This is a genomic window from Microbacterium sp. NPDC089695 (genome assembly GCF_044749085.1).
Taxonomy (GTDB): Bacteria; Actinomycetota; Actinomycetes; order Actinomycetales; family Microbacteriaceae; genus Microbacterium.
The window spans coordinates 153,687-169,008 of sequence record NZ_JBIVHG010000003.1 but is presented as its reverse complement, the minus strand read 5'-3'; the positions used below and the strand labels follow the sequence as shown (position 1 = coordinate 169,008).

Genomic DNA, 15,322 nt, shown 5'->3' with positions numbered 1-15,322 from the left:
TTATCCAGGGGGTAGGGGACAATGGACATATGACCGTCACACTGCTCGGCGCCACCGAGATCCGCCGCCTCGCCGCCGAGCTCGATGTCACCCCCACCAAGAAGCTCGGTCAGAACTTCGTGGTCGACGCCAACACCGTGCGCAAGATCGTGCACGCTGCGCGCGTGCAGCCGGGGGAGCGCGTGGTCGAGGTGGGGCCGGGCCTCGGATCGCTGACCCTCGCGATCCTCGAGGCCGGGGCATCCGTCACGGCGGTCGAGATCGACCACAGGCTCGCCGCCCGGCTGCCGCAGACGGTCGTCGAGCACGGGGTCGAGGCCGAGCGGCTCACGGTCGTGGATGCCGATGCGCTGCGGGTGACCGAGCTCCCGGGGGAGCCGTCGGTGCTCGTCGCCAACCTGCCGTACAACGTCTCGGTGCCGGTGCTGCTGCACTTCCTCGAGACGTTCCCGTACCTGCAGCGCGGCGTGGTGATGGTGCAGGCCGAGGTCGCCGAGCGCCTCGCGGCGAAGCCGGGGTCGAAGATCTACGGATCGCCGAGCGTGAAAGCGGCCTGGTACGGCGACTGGAAGCTCTCAGGAACCGTCTCGCGCCAGGTGTTCTGGCCCGTGCCCAACGTCGACAGCCTGCTCGTGGGCTTCGACCGCTCCGAGGGCGAACGCGGCTCGGAGGATGAACGACAGCGCACGTTCGCGATCGTGGATGCCGCGTTCAACCAGCGTCGGAAGATGCTGCGGCAGGCGCTCTCGGGGCTGCTCGGCGGCTCGGCCGCCGCATCCGCGGTGCTGGTCGCCGCGGGCGTTGCGCCCACCGCGCGCGGCGAAGACCTCACCGTCGACGACTACCAGCGTGTTGCGCAGGAGGTCGCCCGGGTCGGCGACCGCGTCAGCACGGACTAATCTGGCACCGTGACCACCGACTCTCCGCGCTTCCGCCCCGACGTCCCCGAACTCCACCGCCCGTATGCCGCCGACGAGGGCCGCTACCAGCAGTTCGCCTACCGCCAGGTCGGCTCGTCCGGCCTGTACCTGCCGCCGATCTCGCTGGGGCTGTGGTGGAACTTCGGCGACAACATCCCGCTCGACAATCAGCGAGCGCTGCTGCGCCATGCGTTCGATCGCGGCATCACGCACTTCGACCTGGCGAACAACTACGGCCCGCCGTACGGCTCCGCCGAGAAGAACTTCGGGCGCATCTTCGCCGAGGACTTCCGCCCGTACCGTGACGAGCTCATCATCTCGTCGAAGGCCGGATGGGACATGTGGCCCGGGCCGTACGGCGATTTCGCGAGCCGCAAGTACATCCTCGCGAGCGCCGAGCAGTCGCTCACCCGCATGGGGCTCGACTACGTCGACATCTTCTACTCGCACCGCGTCGACCCGGTGACGCCCATCGCCGAGACGATCGGCGCGCTCGACACCCTCGTTCGTCAGGGCAAGGCGCTCTACGTGGGCATCTCCTCGTACAGCGCCGAGCGCACGGCCGAGGCCGTCGCGGTCGCGAAGGATCTGGGCACGCCGCTCGTCATCCACCAGCCGGCGTACTCGATCCTCAACCGCTGGGTCGAAGACGGCCTGACCGAGACGCTCGAGCAGTCGGGTGTCGGGGCGATCGCGTTCACGCCGCTCGCGCAGGGTCTGCTGACCGACAAGTACCTCGGCGACGGCACCGCCGATCGCGCTCAGAAGCGCGGCTCGCTGCCGGATGCTCCGCTGAGCGATCAGGCGGTGCAGGTGCTGCGCTCGCTGAACGAGGTGGCGCAGAACCGCGGTCAGTCGCTCGCCCAGCTCGCACTGCAGTGGACCCTGCGCAACCCGGTCGTCGCCTCGGCGCTGATCGGCGCCTCGCGGCCCGCACAGCTCGATGAGAACATCGCCGCCGTGAACGGGCCCGCGTTCACCGACGACGAGCTCGCCCGCATCGACGAGCTGTCGGGCTCGATCGACGTCGACCTGTGGTCCACCTCCACGGAGCTCTGACAACCCCGCCATGACCTTCGCCGCCTCCATCGAATCCGTGCACGTCCGGGCCCCGGGCAAGATCAACGTGTACCTCGGTGTGGGCGGCCGGCATGACGACGGGTATCACGCGCTCGCGACGGTGTTCCAGGCGGTGTCCCTGTACGAGGACGTCATCGCGCGGCACGCCGACGACTTCTCGATCACGGTGTCGGGCGTCGACGACCCCGACACCGTGCCCCTCGACGACCGCAATCTCGCGATGCGCGCCGCGAAGCTGCTCGCCTCGGCGGCGGACTACGGCGGCGGGGTGGCGCTCGAAGTGCGCAAGAGCGTTCCGGTCGCCGGGGGGATGGGCGGAGGCTCCGCGGACGCGGCTGCGGCGCTCGTGGCGTGCGACGCGCTGTGGGGCACCGGATTCTCCACGACCCGTCTGAACGAGCTTGCCGCACGACTCGGCGCAGATGTCCCCTTCGCGCTGCACGGCGGCACCGCGGTCGGAACGGGACGGGGAGACCAGCTCAACCCGGCACTGGCCGGCGGACGCTTCGATTGGGTGCTGGTGCCGAGCGCGCACGGACTGTCGACCCCGCTCGTCTACGCGCGCCTCGATGCCCTGCGCGACGACGAGGGGGCGCTCGCCGACGATCCGCCGCTGTCGCTCGATGTGCCGATCCCGGTGCTCCAGGCGCTGCGGTCGGGTGACCCCGAGCTGCTCTCGGAGAGCATCTACAACGACCTGCAGGAGGCGGCGCTGCACGAGCGCCCCGAACTCGAGACGACGATCCTGCGCGGCATCCACGCGGGCGCGCTGCAGGGGATCGTCTCGGGGTCTGGCCCCACGGTCGCGCTGCTGTGCGCCGATCCCGGAGCGGCCCGCGTCGTGCAGGACACGCTGCGCGATCACGGCATCGAGTCCCTCCACGTGCACGGTCCGGTGCCGGGCGCGCGGATCATCGGCTGACCCCGCCGGAGTGCTCTCGCGGCGTCTCCGACGTGCCTCCGACGTGCGCGGACCGTTCAGGAGAGCCATAATGGTGTGACGATGTGACCGTGCACATGCGAGGAGGCCTGTGATGTCCACTGCCTCCGATCGTGCCCGCTCCCCGAGCATCCGCGACGTCGCGCGACTCGCCGGCGTCTCGCACCAGACGGTGTCGCGCGTGCTCAACGACCACCCCAGCATCCGCCCGGAGACGAAGGCGAAGGTGCTCGACGCGATCGCGGTGCTCGACTACCGGCCGAATCTCGCGGCGCGCGCCCTCGTCACGAGCAGGTCGAACATGCTCGGCATCCTGTCGGCGACCGTGGGGGAGTTCGGGCCGACCTCGTCGATCGCGAGCATCGAGGAGGCAGCGCGCGAAGAGGGGTACTCGGTCTCGACGCTGAACCTTCCCGCGACGTCCCCCGAGGCCATCGGGAGCGCGGTCCGCCAGCTGGCCCGCGAACAGGTCGACGGGATCGTCGTGCTCGCCCCGCAGGTGCGGGTGTTCCACGTGCTGCGGGGTATGGCCGTCGACTTCCCCTTCGTGACGCTGCAGACCGCATCGGGCTCGGACGGCGTCAGTCTCTCTGCGGATCAGGTCGCGGGGGCGCGCGCCGCCACCGAGCACCTGATCCGACTCGGGCACACCGACATCCTGCACCTCGCCGGGCCGCAGGACTGGATCGAGGCCGAATCGCGGATGCGGGGCTATCTCGACGCCCTGCGGGAGGCGGATCTGCCGACGTTCCCGCCGATCCGTGGGGACTGGACGGCGGACTTCGGCTACTTCGCCGGGCAGGAGCTGTCGCGCCGGCGGGACTTCACGGCCGTGTTCGCCGCGAACGACCTGATGGCGATCGGGCTCATGCATGGTTTCCGGGATGCCGGCATCCGCGTTCCCGACGACGTCAGCGTGGTCGGGTTCGACGACATCCCTGTGGCGCCGCACGTCGCTCCGACGCTCACGACCGTGCACCAGGACTTCACCGAGCTGGGGCGCAGGGCGGTCAGGATCCTGCTCGCACAGATCCGTGGCGAGCAGGCGCCCGTGTACGGCCCGGTGCAGGCGACGCTGCGTGACCGGGAGTCCGCCGGCCCGCACGTCGCCCGCGTGTCACGGTAACGACACGAATTCTCGCGGCGGACTTGACATCGCTCCGTGGACGGGAGTTACATATACCAATGTGAACGGTCACATCGCACGTGACCGCACGTAGCGAGGAAGATCCGTGAGCACCACAGCAACGTTGCCGGTCGTGTCAGGCCCCATCCTGGAGATGCGCAGCATCACCAAGGAGTTCCCGGGCGTCAAGGCACTGTCTGACGTCTCGATCACCGTCCGCGCCGGAGAGATCCACGCCATCTGCGGGGAGAACGGCGCCGGGAAGTCGACCCTCATGAAGGTCCTCTCCGGCGTGTACCCCTACGGCTCCTACGACGGCGACATCCTGCTGTACGGCGAGGAGCAGCGGTACAAGGACATCGCCGCGAGCGAGCAGGCCGGCATCGCGATCATCCACCAGGAGCTCGCGCTGATCCCGGAGCTCTCCGTCACCGAGAACATCTTCCTCGGCAACGAGATCCGCAGCTTCGGCCGCATCGACTGGCAGGCGCAGCGACAGCGCGCCACCGAGCTGCTCGCCCGCGTCGGCCTCAAGGAGGATCCGGACGTCGCGATCAAGACGCTCGGCGTCGGCAAGCAGCAGCTGATCGAGATCGCGAAGGCGCTCAACAAGGACGTCAAGCTGCTGATCCTCGACGAGCCGACCGCCGCGCTGAACGAGAACGACTCCCAGCACCTGCTCGACCTGATCCTCGGCCTCAAGGCCAAGGGCATCGCGTCGATCATGATCAGCCACAAGCTCAACGAGATCGAGCAGATCGCCGACGAGATCACGATCATCCGCGACGGTCGCACGGTCGAGACACTCGACATCTCGCGCGGCGAGATCAACGAGGACCGCATCATCCGCGGCATGGTGGGCCGCTCGCTCGAGAGCCGCTACCCCGACCGCACTCCCGAGATCGGCGAGGTGTTCTTCGAAGCCAAGGACTGGTGGGTGCAGCATCCCACCGTCTCCGAGCGCATGGTCGTCAAGGGCTCGAGCATCAACGTGCGGCGCGGTGAGGTCGTGGGCATCGCGGGTCTCATGGGCGCGGGGCGCACCGAGTTCATGATGAGCCTGTTCGGACGCTCGTACGGGAACTTCCAGTCGGGCACGATCGTCAAGGACGGCCAGGAGGTCGTCATCCCCGATGTGCCCTCCGCGATCAAGCACGGCCTGGCCTACGTGAGCGAGGACCGCAAGGTGCTCGGACTCAACCTGCTCGACACGATCAAGCGCTCGGTCGTCTCGGCCAAGCTGTCGAAGATCACGCACCGCGGGGTCGTCGACGAGCGGGAGGAGTTCTCGGTCGCGGAGCGCTACCGCAAGGCGCTGCGCATCAAGACCCCGTCGGTCGAGGAGGGCGTCGGTAAGCTGTCCGGCGGAAACCAGCAGAAGGTCGTCCTCGCGAAGTGGATGTTCACCGATCCAGACCTGCTGATCCTCGACGAGCCGACCCGAGGCATCGACGTCGGAGCCAAGTACGAGATCTACGCGATCATCAACGAGCTCGCGTCCCAGGGCAAGGGCGTCATCGTGATCTCCAGCGAGCTGCCGGAGCTGCTCGGCATCTCCGACCGCATCTACACCGTCTTCGAAGGTCGGGTCACCGACTGCATCCCCGCCGACCAGGCCACACCCGAGGCCCTCATGCGCAGCATGACCTCCGCGACCCAGAAAGCATCCGCATGACCACCGACCTCACGACCACGAAGCGCGGCTTCCACTTCGGCGACATCCGCAAGATGTTCGGGAGCAACGGCACCTCGACGCTGCGCCAGTTCGGCATCCTCGGCAGCCTGATCGTCATCATCGTGCTGTTCGAGATCTTCACGCTGCTGCGCAACGGTCCGAACGGCGCGACGCTGACGCCGGGCAACGTGATCAACGTCATCAACCAGTACTCGTTCATCCTGATCCTGGCGATCGGCATGGTGATGGTGATCATCATGGGGCACATCGACCTGTCGGTCGGTTCGGTCGCGGCGTTCACCGGCATCATCGTCGCGAAGTCGATGGCCGAGTGGAACCTCCCCTGGCCGCTCGCGATCGTGCTCGGCCTGGGCGTGGGAGCTCTGGTCGGAGCGTGGCAGGGGTTCTGGGTCGCGTACGTCGGGGTCCCGGCGTTCATCGTGACCTTGGCAGGCATGCTGTTCTTCCGCGGAGCGCAGCAGTGGATCGGCGATGCGCAGACGATTCCGGTGCCCAAGGGGTTCCAGTACATCGGCACCGGTTACCTGCCCGAGGTGGGACTGCCTCTGCCGTTCAACGTGCCGACCATGATCCTGGCTCTGCTCGGTGTCGCCTGGCTGATCTTCTGGGAGATCCGCACCCGCCGCATCCAGCACAAGATGGGCTCCGAGAGCGCGCCCGTGTGGGTCAGCACGGTCAAGGTCGTGCTGCTGTCGATCGTCGTGCTCGCGGCCGGCTGGATGTTCGCGACCGGTCGTCCCGGCACGAGCTTCCCCGTCCCCGGCATCATCCTGCTGGCGCTCGTCATCATCTACTCGTTCGTGACCCGCAACACCGTGTTCGGCCGCCACATCTACGCCGTCGGCGGCAACCGACAGGCCGCGCGCCTGTCGGGTGTGAAGGACCGCTGGGTCGACTTCTTCGTCATGATGAACATGTCGGTCATGGCGGCGCTCGCCGGAATGATCTTCGTCGCCCGCTCGCAGGCATCCGGACCCAACGACGGCACCGGCTGGGAGCTCGACGCGATCGCCTCGGTGTTCATCGGTGGCGCCGCCGTCGCCGGCGGCATCGGCACCGTGATCGGCTCGATCATCGGTGGTCTCGTCATGGCCTTCCTCAACAACGGCCTCGCGCTGCTCGGCCAGGGCGCCGACGTCGTCTCGATGATCAAGGGCCTCGTGCTCCTCATCGCGGTCGGCATCGACGTCTGGAACAAGCAGCAGGGCCGCCCCTCGATCATCGGCTTCATGACCCGCCGCTTCCGCCAGCAGGAGGCCGCGACCGAGACGTTCGAGCCCAACAAGACCTATCAAGCCCCACCCGTCGACAAGACGAGCGGAAAGTAAGCGGTTCCTCAAGCGCACAGCACGCGCCGGATCCGTCACACATCAGAGAAAGAGATCACATGAAGAAGATCATCGTCACCGCGACAGCGCTCGTCGCGACGGCTGCCTTCGCGCTCACCGGCTGCTCGGCCGAGCGTGGCGGCGACACGGGATCGGGAGGCGAGGAAGCCGCTGCGGGCTTCGCCGCCGACGCCACGATCGGTGTCGCGCTGCCTGACAAGACCTCGGAGAACTGGGTCCTGGCGGGTCAGCTGTTCACCGACGGACTGGAGAAGGCCGGCTTCAAGGCCGACGTCCAGTACGCCCCGGCCACCAACACGGTCGCCGAGCAGCAGAACCAGATCCAGGCCATGGTCACCAACGGCGCCAAGGTCATCATCATCGGCGCGAAGGACGGCAAGCAGCTCGCGACCCAGGTGCAGGCGGCCAAGGATGCCGGCGCCTACGTGATCGCGTACGACCGCCTCATCGAGAACACCGACGCACTCGACTACTACGTCGCGTTCGACAACTTCAAGGTCGGAAACCTGCAGGGCCAGGCCCTGCTCGACGGTCTCGCCGAGCGTGCGGGCCACGACGCTCCGTACAACATCGAGCTGTTCTCGGGCTCGCCGGATGACGCCAACTCGAAGGTCTTCTTCGACGGCGCCATGGAGGTCCTGCAGCCGAAGATCGACGACGGCACGCTGAAGGTCGTCTCGGGTCAGACGGAGCTCGCCCAGACCGCGACCGAGGGCTGGCTCGCCGAGAACGCCCAGAACCGCATGGACACGCTGCTCACCGGCTCGTACAGCGGTGACACTGTGCTCGACGGCGTCCTCTCGCCGAACGACACGCTCGCCCGCGCCATCATCACCTCGGTGCAGCAGGCCGGTCGTCCCGTCCCGGTCGTCACGGGTCAGGACTCCGAGGTCGAGTCCGTGAAGTCGATCATGGAGGGCATCCAGTACTCCACGATCAACAAGGACACCACGCTGCTCGTCGCGCAGGCCATCAAGATGGTCGGCGAGCTTCAGAAGGGCGAAGAGGTCGACGTCAACGACACCGAGTCCTACGACAACGGCTCCAAGGTCGTCCCGTCGTACCTGCTCGACCCGGTGATCGTCACCAAGGAGAACGCAGCCGACGCGTACGCGAACGTCCCGAGCCTGCTCGAGATCGTGAAGTCGTACCAGTAAGCACGTTGTGCAGTGCGGGAGCCGTCCGGGTCGTCAGACCCGGGCGGCTCTTCCGCGTTGACTCTTGTGTTGTTCTCGTGTTGACGGCGCGTGTGGTCAGCAGTCGGCAACGGGTGTGGTGATTGCAGCATCCAGGACGAGCTTGCGGTGTTCGACGATGAACCTCAGTTCGACCCGCTGCGCATCGGGTACGTCGCCGTAGGGAGCGGTCGCGCCCGTCGCCCCTTCGAACGCGACGGTCGACGTGTCAAGGCATGCCATCGCCGCGATGGATCCGTCGGATCGGATGTCGAGGACCTCGAATCGCTCGATGCTGATCTCTCCGAACATCGTGAGCTCGTGGGCGTGAGCGAACGTCAGCTGGGCTGAATCTGTCACCTGCATGTTCTCGCTCGTGAGTCCGCCGAAGAGTACCCATGAGGTCGGGTCGCGAAAGTCGACGTCGTTCATCGCCTTCGTGTACGACCGGTAGACCTGTTCGGCTGCCTCGGCTGCCTCGGCTGCCTCGGCTGGATCGGTGTTCTCGGTGTTCTCGGCGACCTCGGTGGGCGTTGTCACGGGCTCCCCTCTGGACGCGAGTGTGCATCCCGACAGGGTGAGCGTGACGGCGGCAGCGATGGCGAGCGTGAGCCCGGCGCCGATCGCGGTGAGCCGAGGCGATCGTGTCGCGGATGGTGTTCGGATGTCGTGAAGTGCGGTCATCGCGCCACGGTAGAGGCGAGGTGGGGTGGGGTGGGGTCGTGACGGCGTTTTCCGCAGGGATCGTGAGGTAAACGGGGATCGACGTGAGTGTGGAGAGCGAGTCGTACGCGCCGACGTATGTTTCAGGAAGCGCGCGTTAGAGCGGCGTTGTCAGAACGGCGCGAGGTCTGTCGCCGCCGAGGTGAACGTGACGGTGTTCTGTGGCGGCGGCGTGTCGATGTAGGTGCGCCCCGTGGGACTGGTCCACTCGAGAACACCGCCGTTCCGTTGTTCGACGTGCCACGGGGAGTGGTGCTTCAGCACGTGGTGCCGTCGGCAGAACTGCGCGAGGTTCGTGTCTCGCGTCTCTCCGCCGGTGGCGGCGTCGTGATTGTGATCGAGGTCGCACTTCCGTGCGGCGATCCCGCACGCGGGGAATCGACACCGTCGATCTCGCGCCCGTAGGTGTCGTCGAAGATGCTCACTCGGCCGGTAGCGGTCGACAGCGAGCATCTGACCGGTGATCGGGTGGGTGAGTACGCGGTCCCATCCGCTCGCCGTGCCCGCGAGGACCCGAGCCGTCTCGGCATCGACCGGCATGACTCCGTCGAGCTCCGCTGGCGGGAGCGCCGGGCTCGTCGCGCGTGGATCGAAGGAACCATCGAGGGGCGTGTCCGTGAGAGCGGTGGCGATGTCGGTCTGCGTGTCGTCGCTCTGCGCGTCTTCGACCTGCGACTCGCGGGCAGGATCTCCGCTCGACTGGGGGCGATCTTCAAGGAGCGTCAGCACGGGCACAGTGATCTCGACGCGCGCGCGGATCGCGCCCAGCATCCCATCGGCGGTGTCGTGGCCGCTCGGCGTTCCCGTGAGCAGGAGATCTGTCAACAGGTCGGCGCGGATCTCGTCGACCGTGCGCTCGTCGACCGCGCTCGTGCCCTGGCCTGCGCTCTCGCGGGCCAGACGCCTGTTCTCGTCGCGCACCGCGTGCGCGGCCTGCGAGAGGCGGTCGAACATGCCGTGCACCAGCACGGCCGGGGCGTGCACGTGCAGTGCGGCCATGCCGTCGTCGCCGTCGGTCATCCAGACGCGGCGCGTCGCTCGAGCGTCTCGATGCCGTTCATCGATCGATCGCGTGAGGAAGCGCTCCGCCACGCGACGGGCCAGCGGACGCAGCCGGTTCGGGGACTCCTCCTCGGCGAGGGGGACCATGATCGCGGCATACGCCTCACGGTCGACGTCGTCGACCAGGTGCGAACCGGCATCGACGATCACCCGCGAGTGCGCGGGGCTGATGCGGCCGGCGCCCTGCGCGGCCCACACGGTCGGGAAGAGGTCGACGAGGAGCGAGGCGTCCGCCATGCGGCGCTCGATCGTCCGATCGCTCACGCGTTGCACCGCGCCCAGCTCTGCCGCGACCGACCGGATCGCATGATCTCCGCGGTCGGGGTGATCTCCCTGTCGCGCGATATCCATTGCCAATCGGTTTGCCAGCGCGAGAAGTCCGTCGCGTGCGGCATGCATCGACGAGATCGTCCGTTCCGCAGCATCCATCGTCGCGACGAGATCCGCGAGAGCGGTCATCTGCGCGTCGGTCGCGTCGATCAGTGCTGTCATGAGAACAGCCAATCATCGACCGCCGACATTCGAACAAAAATTCGAACAGATTTGTCCCGTACGCCGATATGCGAGTAGTGAACCGCTCCGAGCCGCACCGACGCGACCGTACCCTGTCACCCGCGCTTACGCGGCGAGGTGCATCCGTCCGCCCTGCGTGCCGTAGATCGCTTCGCCGACTCAGGACACTGGCTGACCGAGGAGAACCCCGACGCCGTCGTCCGTGAGATCCTCGACGCGGTGGGGCGATGAGCATGTCATCCGCCGCCGTCACTTCAGGGAGGATGCGATGACGCACCGTCACAAGACCGATTCCGGCGTCACGACGCGCGACGACCTCGAGGCGCGCATCGAGCAGTGCCGGACGCTGATCCTCGGCAGCCTCGACGGGCTGACGGAGGAACAGGCGCGCGAGATCGTCGTCCCCGGCAGGCCGTCGGTGCTCGGGGTCGTGCGACACACGGCGTACGTCGAGGGGGTGTGGTTCGGCGAGGCGATCACGGGTCGTCCGCGGGCCGAGCTCGGGCTCTCGGTGGCGACCGCGAACTCGTGGAAGACCCGGAAGGCCGACACGATCGCGTCGGTGACCGCGCACTGCCGCGAGATCCACGAGCACGCGCGCGCGAACCTCGCAGGGCTCGACCTCGACGACGTCGTGACGGGGCGTCATCCGCGCACGGTGCTCAGCCTCTACACGCACGTGCTCGACGAGCTCGCCTGGAACACGGGCCAGCTCGACATCCTCCGGGCGCTCGCCGAGACCCGCTGACGCCGGCCGGACCAACGCCCCGCCCGACTACCCTGGAAGACGCTATGGCACATCTTCTGGGGGCTGAGGCCCTGCATCTCGAATACCCGACGAGAGTCGTGTTCGACTCCGTGACCCTCGGCATCGAGGAAGGCGATCGCATCGGCATCGTCGGCCGCAACGGCGACGGTAAGTCGAGCCTGCTCGGGATGCTGGCGGGGCGCAAGGAGCCGGACTCCGGCCGCGTCACGGTGCGCGGCGGCACGACGATCGGCGTGCTCGACCAGGCCGACACGCTCGACGACGACCTCACGATCGCCCAGGCCGTCGTGGGCGACACCCCCGAGCACGAGTGGGCCGGCGACGCCCGCATCCGCGACGTGATCGAGGGACTTCTGTCCGAACTGCCCTGGGATGCCCGCATCGGCTCCCTCAGCGGAGGGCAGCGGCGCCGCGTCGCGCTCGCCGCCCTGCTCGCGGGCGACTGGGACGTCATCGCGCTCGACGAGCCCACCAACCACCTCGACGTCGAGGCCATCACCTGGCTCGCCGGTCACCTGAAGAAGCGCTGGCCCGCGAACTCCGGCGCCCTGCTCGTCGTGACCCACGACCGGTGGTTCCTCGACGAGATCTGCACCGAGACCTGGGAGGTGCACGACCGCATCGTCGAGCCCTTCGAGGGCGGCTACGCGGCGTACATCCTGCAGCGCGTCGAGCGCGACCGCATGGCCGCCGCGACCGAGGCGAAACGGCAGAACCTCGCGCGCAAGGAGCTCGCGTGGCTGCGCCGCGGAGCCCCCGCCCGCACGAGCAAGCCGAAGTTCCGCATCGACGCGGCGAACGAGCTCATCGCGGATGTGCCGGAGATCCGCGACAAGGTCTCCCTGCAGTCGCTCGCGGTGTCGCGGCTCGGCAAGGACGTCGTCGACCTCCTGGATGTGGGGGTCGCGTACCCGGTCGAGGGCGGCGGCACGAAGCGCGTGCTCAGCGACGTGGAGTGGCGCATCGCGCCGGGTGAGCGCACCGGCATCCTGGGCGTCAACGGCGCAGGCAAGTCGACCCTGCTCGGTCTCATCGCGGGCACGGTCGAGCCGACCGAGGGGCGCGTCAAGCGCGGCACCACGGTCAGGGTCAAGACGCTCACGCAGCGTCTCGACGAGCTCGAGCAGCACTGGAACGACCCGGTGCGCGTCGTGATCTCCGGGCTGCGGACCTCGTACACGATGGGTGCGGGATCGAAGGCGCAGGATCTCACGCCCGGGCAACTGCTCGAGCGGCTCGGCTTCTCGTCGGCGCAGCTCTCGACCCCGGTCAAGGACCTCTCCGGCGGTCAGCAGCGCCGGCTGCAGCTGTTGCTCGTGCTCCTCGACCAGCCGAACGTGCTGATCCTCGACGAGCCCACGAACGACATGGACACCGACATGCTCGCGGCGATCGAGGACCTCCTCGACTCGTGGTCGGGCACGCTGCTGGTCGTGAGTCACGACCGGTACTTCCTGGAGCGCGTGACCGACCAGCAGTACGCGATCCTGGGCGGCCACCTGCGTCACCTCCCCGGCGGGGTCGACGAGTACCTGCGTCTGCGGCACCTGCAGGATGCGGCACCCGCGGCGGCACCCACGGCGTCGGAAGCGGATGCCGTGCCGGCGACGCCCGGACTGGACGGCGCCGCGCTGCGCGCCGCGCAGAAGGAGGTCTCGGCGCTGGAGCGTCGCATCCAGAAGCTCACGCAGCAGGTCGACACGGCCAAGCATGCGCTCGCGGAGCACGACCAGTCGGACTATGCCGGGCTGGGGGAGCGGATGAAGAAGATCGGCGAGCAGGAGGCCGAGATCGAAGAGCTCGAGCTGCGCTGGTTCGAGCTCACCGAGCAGATCGGCTGACCGGGACGACACGCCAGGGGAGAGAGTTAGGTTTGGCTACCCTAAGTGGCTGCGGTTAGGGTCGAAGGAATCCCGTTCGACGACAGAAATGGTCATGCCGTGAATCGCCGCCTCGCCCTCGCCGCCCTCGTCTCCGCCTCCGCGCTGCTGCTCGCCTCCTGCGCATCCGCGGACGTCTCGGGAGAACCTGCTGCCGCGGACGGCGACGGCGTCACACTCGTGCACCCCTCGATCGAGGGCCTCGAGATCGCCTTCGACGCGCAGCCCGAGAACATCGTCATGGACTGCTACGCCTACAGCTCGCTGCACGAGTACGGCATCGAGCCGGTCGCCCTGTTCGGCTACGGGTGCGACAACCCGTTCGTGATGGGCGACGCCGACATCAGCGACATCCCGGTCGTCGGGAAGGACGGCGAGATCGATGTCGAGGAGCTGGCCGAGCTGCGGCCCGACGCGATCGTCGGACAGGGCACGGCCGACGGGTGGCAGTGGTTCGACGAGGACGTCAACGCGCAGATCACGCGCGTCGCGCCCTTCGTGGCGCTGCCCGGCGGCGACACGATCGACGGTCGCATCGCCGACACCCGCGAGATCGCCGACTTCTTCGGCGGCGATGTCGCTTCCGAGGAGATCCTCGCCTCCGACGAGGACCTGGAGGCCGCGAAGGAGGCGGTCCGCGCCGCGACCGCCGACAGCGGCCTCAACATCATGCTCACGAGCCCCACCAAGGAGATGCTCTACACGGGCGTCGGATTCGCGCAGGCCGATCTGCTCGAAGAGCTCGGCGCCACGATCGTCGGCGCCGACGCCCCCGCGACGGGCAACCCCTGGGGCCAGGTCGCGTGGGAGGATGCCTCGACCTACCCGGCCGACATCCTTCTGATCGAGGGCTACAACGACGACTTCTCCTTCTCGGCCGAGCTGTGGGACGCCCTGCCCGCCGTCACTGCCGACCAGCTCGGCGCGTGGAGCTCGAAGGGCGCCATGACCGCCTCCACCTACGCGCAGTGGCTGAACGACGTCGCCGACCTCGTCTCGGCATCCGCGAAGGTCGTCTGATCCCCTCCCACCTGACGATCTGATGTCGCAGGTCTCGCTCGCAGAGCCGCGCCTCGACGGGGAGCACTCCGGTGCTCCCCGTCGCTGGGTCGGTCTCGTCCCGCTCCTGATCCTCTGCGTGCTCGCGCTCACCGCCAGCATGCTCGTGGGGTCGCGCGCGGTCGCCCCCGACGCCGTGCTGCACGTTCTCCTGCATCCCGACCCCGATGACGCGATCTCGCAGACCGTCTGGTTCTCCCGCGTGCCCCGCACGGTGCTGATCCTGGTCGCGGGGGCGGCACTGGGAGTCGCCGGGGCCCTCATGCAGGCCGTCACCCGCAACCCGATGACCGATCCCGGCATCCTCGGCGTGAATGCCGGGGCCTCGTTGGCGGTCGTCGTGGGGTTGGCCTTCTTCGCGGTGACCGACATCTCGCAGTACATGTGGTGGTCGTTCGTCGGAGCGATGCTGACCTCGGTGCTCGTCTTCGTGATCGGCAACACCGGAGCCGCGCGCGGCAACCCCGTGCGGATGACGCTGTCGGGCGTCGCTCTCGGGGCTGTGCTATCGGGGTTCAGCTCGGCCGTGCTGCTGTCGAACTCCGAGGTGCTCGAGCGCATGCGCGGCTGGTCCGCCGGCACGACGGCATCCCAACCGCTCGACGCGACGATGGCGATCGTGCCCTTCATCGTCGCGGGTCTCGTGATCGCGATGCTCAGCTCCCGATCACTCGATGTGCTGTCGCTCGGTGAGGCGTCGGCCGTCGCGATGGGCGCCCACCCGAACCGCATCCGTCTCGTCGCCCTCGTGGCGATCGCTCTGCTCGCCGGCGGCGCGACCGCCGCTGCCGGCCCGATCGGCTTCCTCGGTCTCCTCGCCCCGCACGTCGCCCGCATGATCGTCGGTCCCCATCAGGGCTGGATCATGGCCTACTCGGTGCTCATCGCGCCGATCGTCCTGGGGTTCGCCGACGTGCTCGGGCGCATCATCACGGCGGGCGAGGTGCCGGTCGGCGTCGTCACGGCGTTCATCGGCGCTCCCGTGCTCATCTGGATGGTCCGGCGCTTCCGGGTCTCGGAGGTGTGACGC

Annotated in this window: 13 protein-coding genes; 11 read left to right on the top strand and 2 right to left on the bottom strand. The window is 68.2% G+C overall.

Annotated features, from left to right (window positions below; genetic code table 11):
• Window positions 1-29 precede the first annotated feature (29 nt).
• The 7 genes from rsmA (at window position 30) to ACIPYT_RS15370 (ending at window position 8,268) form a co-directional block, all read left to right on the top strand.
• Window positions 30-899, top strand: a complete 870-nt coding sequence (rsmA, locus tag ACIPYT_RS15400) for a 16S rRNA (adenine(1518)-N(6)/adenine(1519)-N(6))-dimethyltransferase RsmA (protein ID WP_401076138.1) — start codon at window positions 30-32, stop codon at window positions 897-899.
• Between the two features lie 9 nt (window positions 900-908).
• Window positions 909-1,979 carry an L-glyceraldehyde 3-phosphate reductase gene (gene mgrA, locus ACIPYT_RS15395; protein ID WP_401076136.1) on the top strand — a complete coding sequence of 357 codons (1,071 nt, stop codon included), beginning with the start codon at window positions 909-911 and terminating at the stop codon, window positions 1,977-1,979.
• Between the two features lie 10 nt (window positions 1,980-1,989).
• On the top strand, window positions 1,990-2,922 hold the full coding sequence (locus ACIPYT_RS15390; RefSeq protein ID WP_401076134.1) for a 4-(cytidine 5'-diphospho)-2-C-methyl-D-erythritol kinase: 933 nt from the start codon (window positions 1,990-1,992) through the stop codon (window positions 2,920-2,922).
• Between the two features lie 112 nt (window positions 2,923-3,034).
• Window positions 3,035-4,066: a LacI family DNA-binding transcriptional regulator gene (locus tag ACIPYT_RS15385; protein ID WP_401076131.1), complete on the top strand. Its 1,032-nt coding sequence runs from the start codon at window positions 3,035-3,037 to the stop codon at window positions 4,064-4,066.
• A 154-nt stretch (window positions 4,067-4,220) separates the two neighbouring features.
• Entirely contained in the window at window positions 4,221-5,741 is a 1,521-nt protein-coding gene (gene mmsA / locus ACIPYT_RS15380) for a multiple monosaccharide ABC transporter ATP-binding protein (protein ID WP_401076356.1), read from the top strand.
• On the top strand, window positions 5,738-7,090 hold the full coding sequence (gene mmsB, locus ACIPYT_RS15375) for a multiple monosaccharide ABC transporter permease (RefSeq protein WP_401076128.1): 1,353 nt from the start codon (window positions 5,738-5,740) through the stop codon (window positions 7,088-7,090). The genes mmsA and mmsB overlap by 4 nt, the downstream gene beginning before the upstream one ends.
• Before the next feature lie 59 nt (window positions 7,091-7,149).
• The gene (locus tag ACIPYT_RS15370; protein WP_401076126.1) at window positions 7,150-8,268 is read left to right on the top strand and encodes a substrate-binding domain-containing protein; all 1,119 of its coding nucleotides are present in this window, start codon (window positions 7,150-7,152) and stop codon (window positions 8,266-8,268) included.
• A 96-nt stretch (window positions 8,269-8,364) separates the two neighbouring features.
• Here ACIPYT_RS15370 and ACIPYT_RS15365 read toward each other — a convergent pair whose 3' ends face one another.
• Window positions 8,365-8,970 carry a hypothetical protein gene (locus ACIPYT_RS15365; RefSeq protein ID WP_401076123.1) on the bottom strand — a complete coding sequence of 202 codons (606 nt, stop codon included), beginning with the start codon at window positions 8,968-8,970 and terminating at the stop codon, window positions 8,365-8,367.
• A 150-nt stretch (window positions 8,971-9,120) separates the two neighbouring features.
• Window positions 9,121-10,563, bottom strand: a complete 1,443-nt coding sequence (locus ACIPYT_RS15360; RefSeq protein ID WP_401076120.1) for a DUF222 domain-containing protein — start codon at window positions 10,561-10,563, stop codon at window positions 9,121-9,123.
• Window positions 10,564-10,852: 289 nt separating this feature from the next.
• On the opposite strand from ACIPYT_RS15360, the gene ACIPYT_RS15355 reads away from it, so the two are divergent.
• The 4 genes from ACIPYT_RS15355 to ACIPYT_RS15340 all read left to right on the top strand — a co-directional run bounded on the left by ACIPYT_RS15355 (window position 10,853) and on the right by ACIPYT_RS15340 (window position 15,319).
• A complete protein-coding gene (locus ACIPYT_RS15355) occupies window positions 10,853-11,332 on the top strand; it encodes a DUF664 domain-containing protein (protein WP_401076117.1) in 480 nt (159 codons plus the stop codon).
• 44 nt (window positions 11,333-11,376) lie between these two features.
• Window positions 11,377-13,194 carry an ABC-F family ATP-binding cassette domain-containing protein gene (locus ACIPYT_RS15350; RefSeq protein ID WP_401076114.1) on the top strand — a complete coding sequence of 606 codons (1,818 nt, stop codon included), beginning with the start codon at window positions 11,377-11,379 and terminating at the stop codon, window positions 13,192-13,194.
• Window positions 13,195-13,293: 99 nt separating this feature from the next.
• Window positions 13,294-14,253 (top strand): ABC transporter substrate-binding protein, encoded by a 960-nt coding sequence (locus tag ACIPYT_RS15345; RefSeq protein ID WP_401076112.1) that lies wholly within the window; start codon window positions 13,294-13,296, stop codon window positions 14,251-14,253.
• Window positions 14,254-14,275: 22 nt separating this feature from the next.
• The gene (locus tag ACIPYT_RS15340; RefSeq protein ID WP_401076109.1) at window positions 14,276-15,319 is read left to right on the top strand and encodes an iron chelate uptake ABC transporter family permease subunit; all 1,044 of its coding nucleotides are present in this window, start codon (window positions 14,276-14,278) and stop codon (window positions 15,317-15,319) included.
• Window positions 15,320-15,322 lie beyond the last annotated feature (3 nt).

Bases quoted from the DNA above. Each gene is read 5' to 3' on its own strand.
- rsmA (WP_401076138.1), top strand. From the start codon at position 30: ATGACCGTCACACTGCTCGGCGCCACCGAGATCCGCCGCCTCGCCGCC.
- ACIPYT_RS15390 (WP_401076134.1), top strand. From the start codon at position 1,990: ATGACCTTCGCCGCCTCCATCGAATCCGTGCACGTCCGGGCCCCGGGC.
- ACIPYT_RS15385 (WP_401076131.1), top strand. From the start codon at position 3,035: ATGTCCACTGCCTCCGATCGTGCCCGCTCCCCGAGCATCCGCGACGTC.
- mmsA (WP_401076356.1), top strand. From the start codon at position 4,221: ATGCGCAGCATCACCAAGGAGTTCCCGGGCGTCAAGGCACTGTCTGAC.
- mmsB (WP_401076128.1), top strand. From the start codon at position 5,738: ATGACCACCGACCTCACGACCACGAAGCGCGGCTTCCACTTCGGCGAC.
- ACIPYT_RS15370 (WP_401076126.1), top strand. From the start codon at position 7,150: ATGAAGAAGATCATCGTCACCGCGACAGCGCTCGTCGCGACGGCTGCC.
- ACIPYT_RS15365 (WP_401076123.1), bottom strand. From the start codon at position 8,970: ATGACCGCACTTCACGACATCCGAACACCATCCGCGACACGATCGCCT.
- ACIPYT_RS15360 (WP_401076120.1), bottom strand. From the start codon at position 10,563: ATGACAGCACTGATCGACGCGACCGACGCGCAGATGACCGCTCTCGCG.
- ACIPYT_RS15355 (WP_401076117.1), top strand. From the start codon at position 10,853: ATGACGCACCGTCACAAGACCGATTCCGGCGTCACGACGCGCGACGAC.
- ACIPYT_RS15350 (WP_401076114.1), top strand. From the start codon at position 11,377: ATGGCACATCTTCTGGGGGCTGAGGCCCTGCATCTCGAATACCCGACG.
- ACIPYT_RS15340 (WP_401076109.1), top strand. From the start codon at position 14,276: ATGTCGCAGGTCTCGCTCGCAGAGCCGCGCCTCGACGGGGAGCACTCC.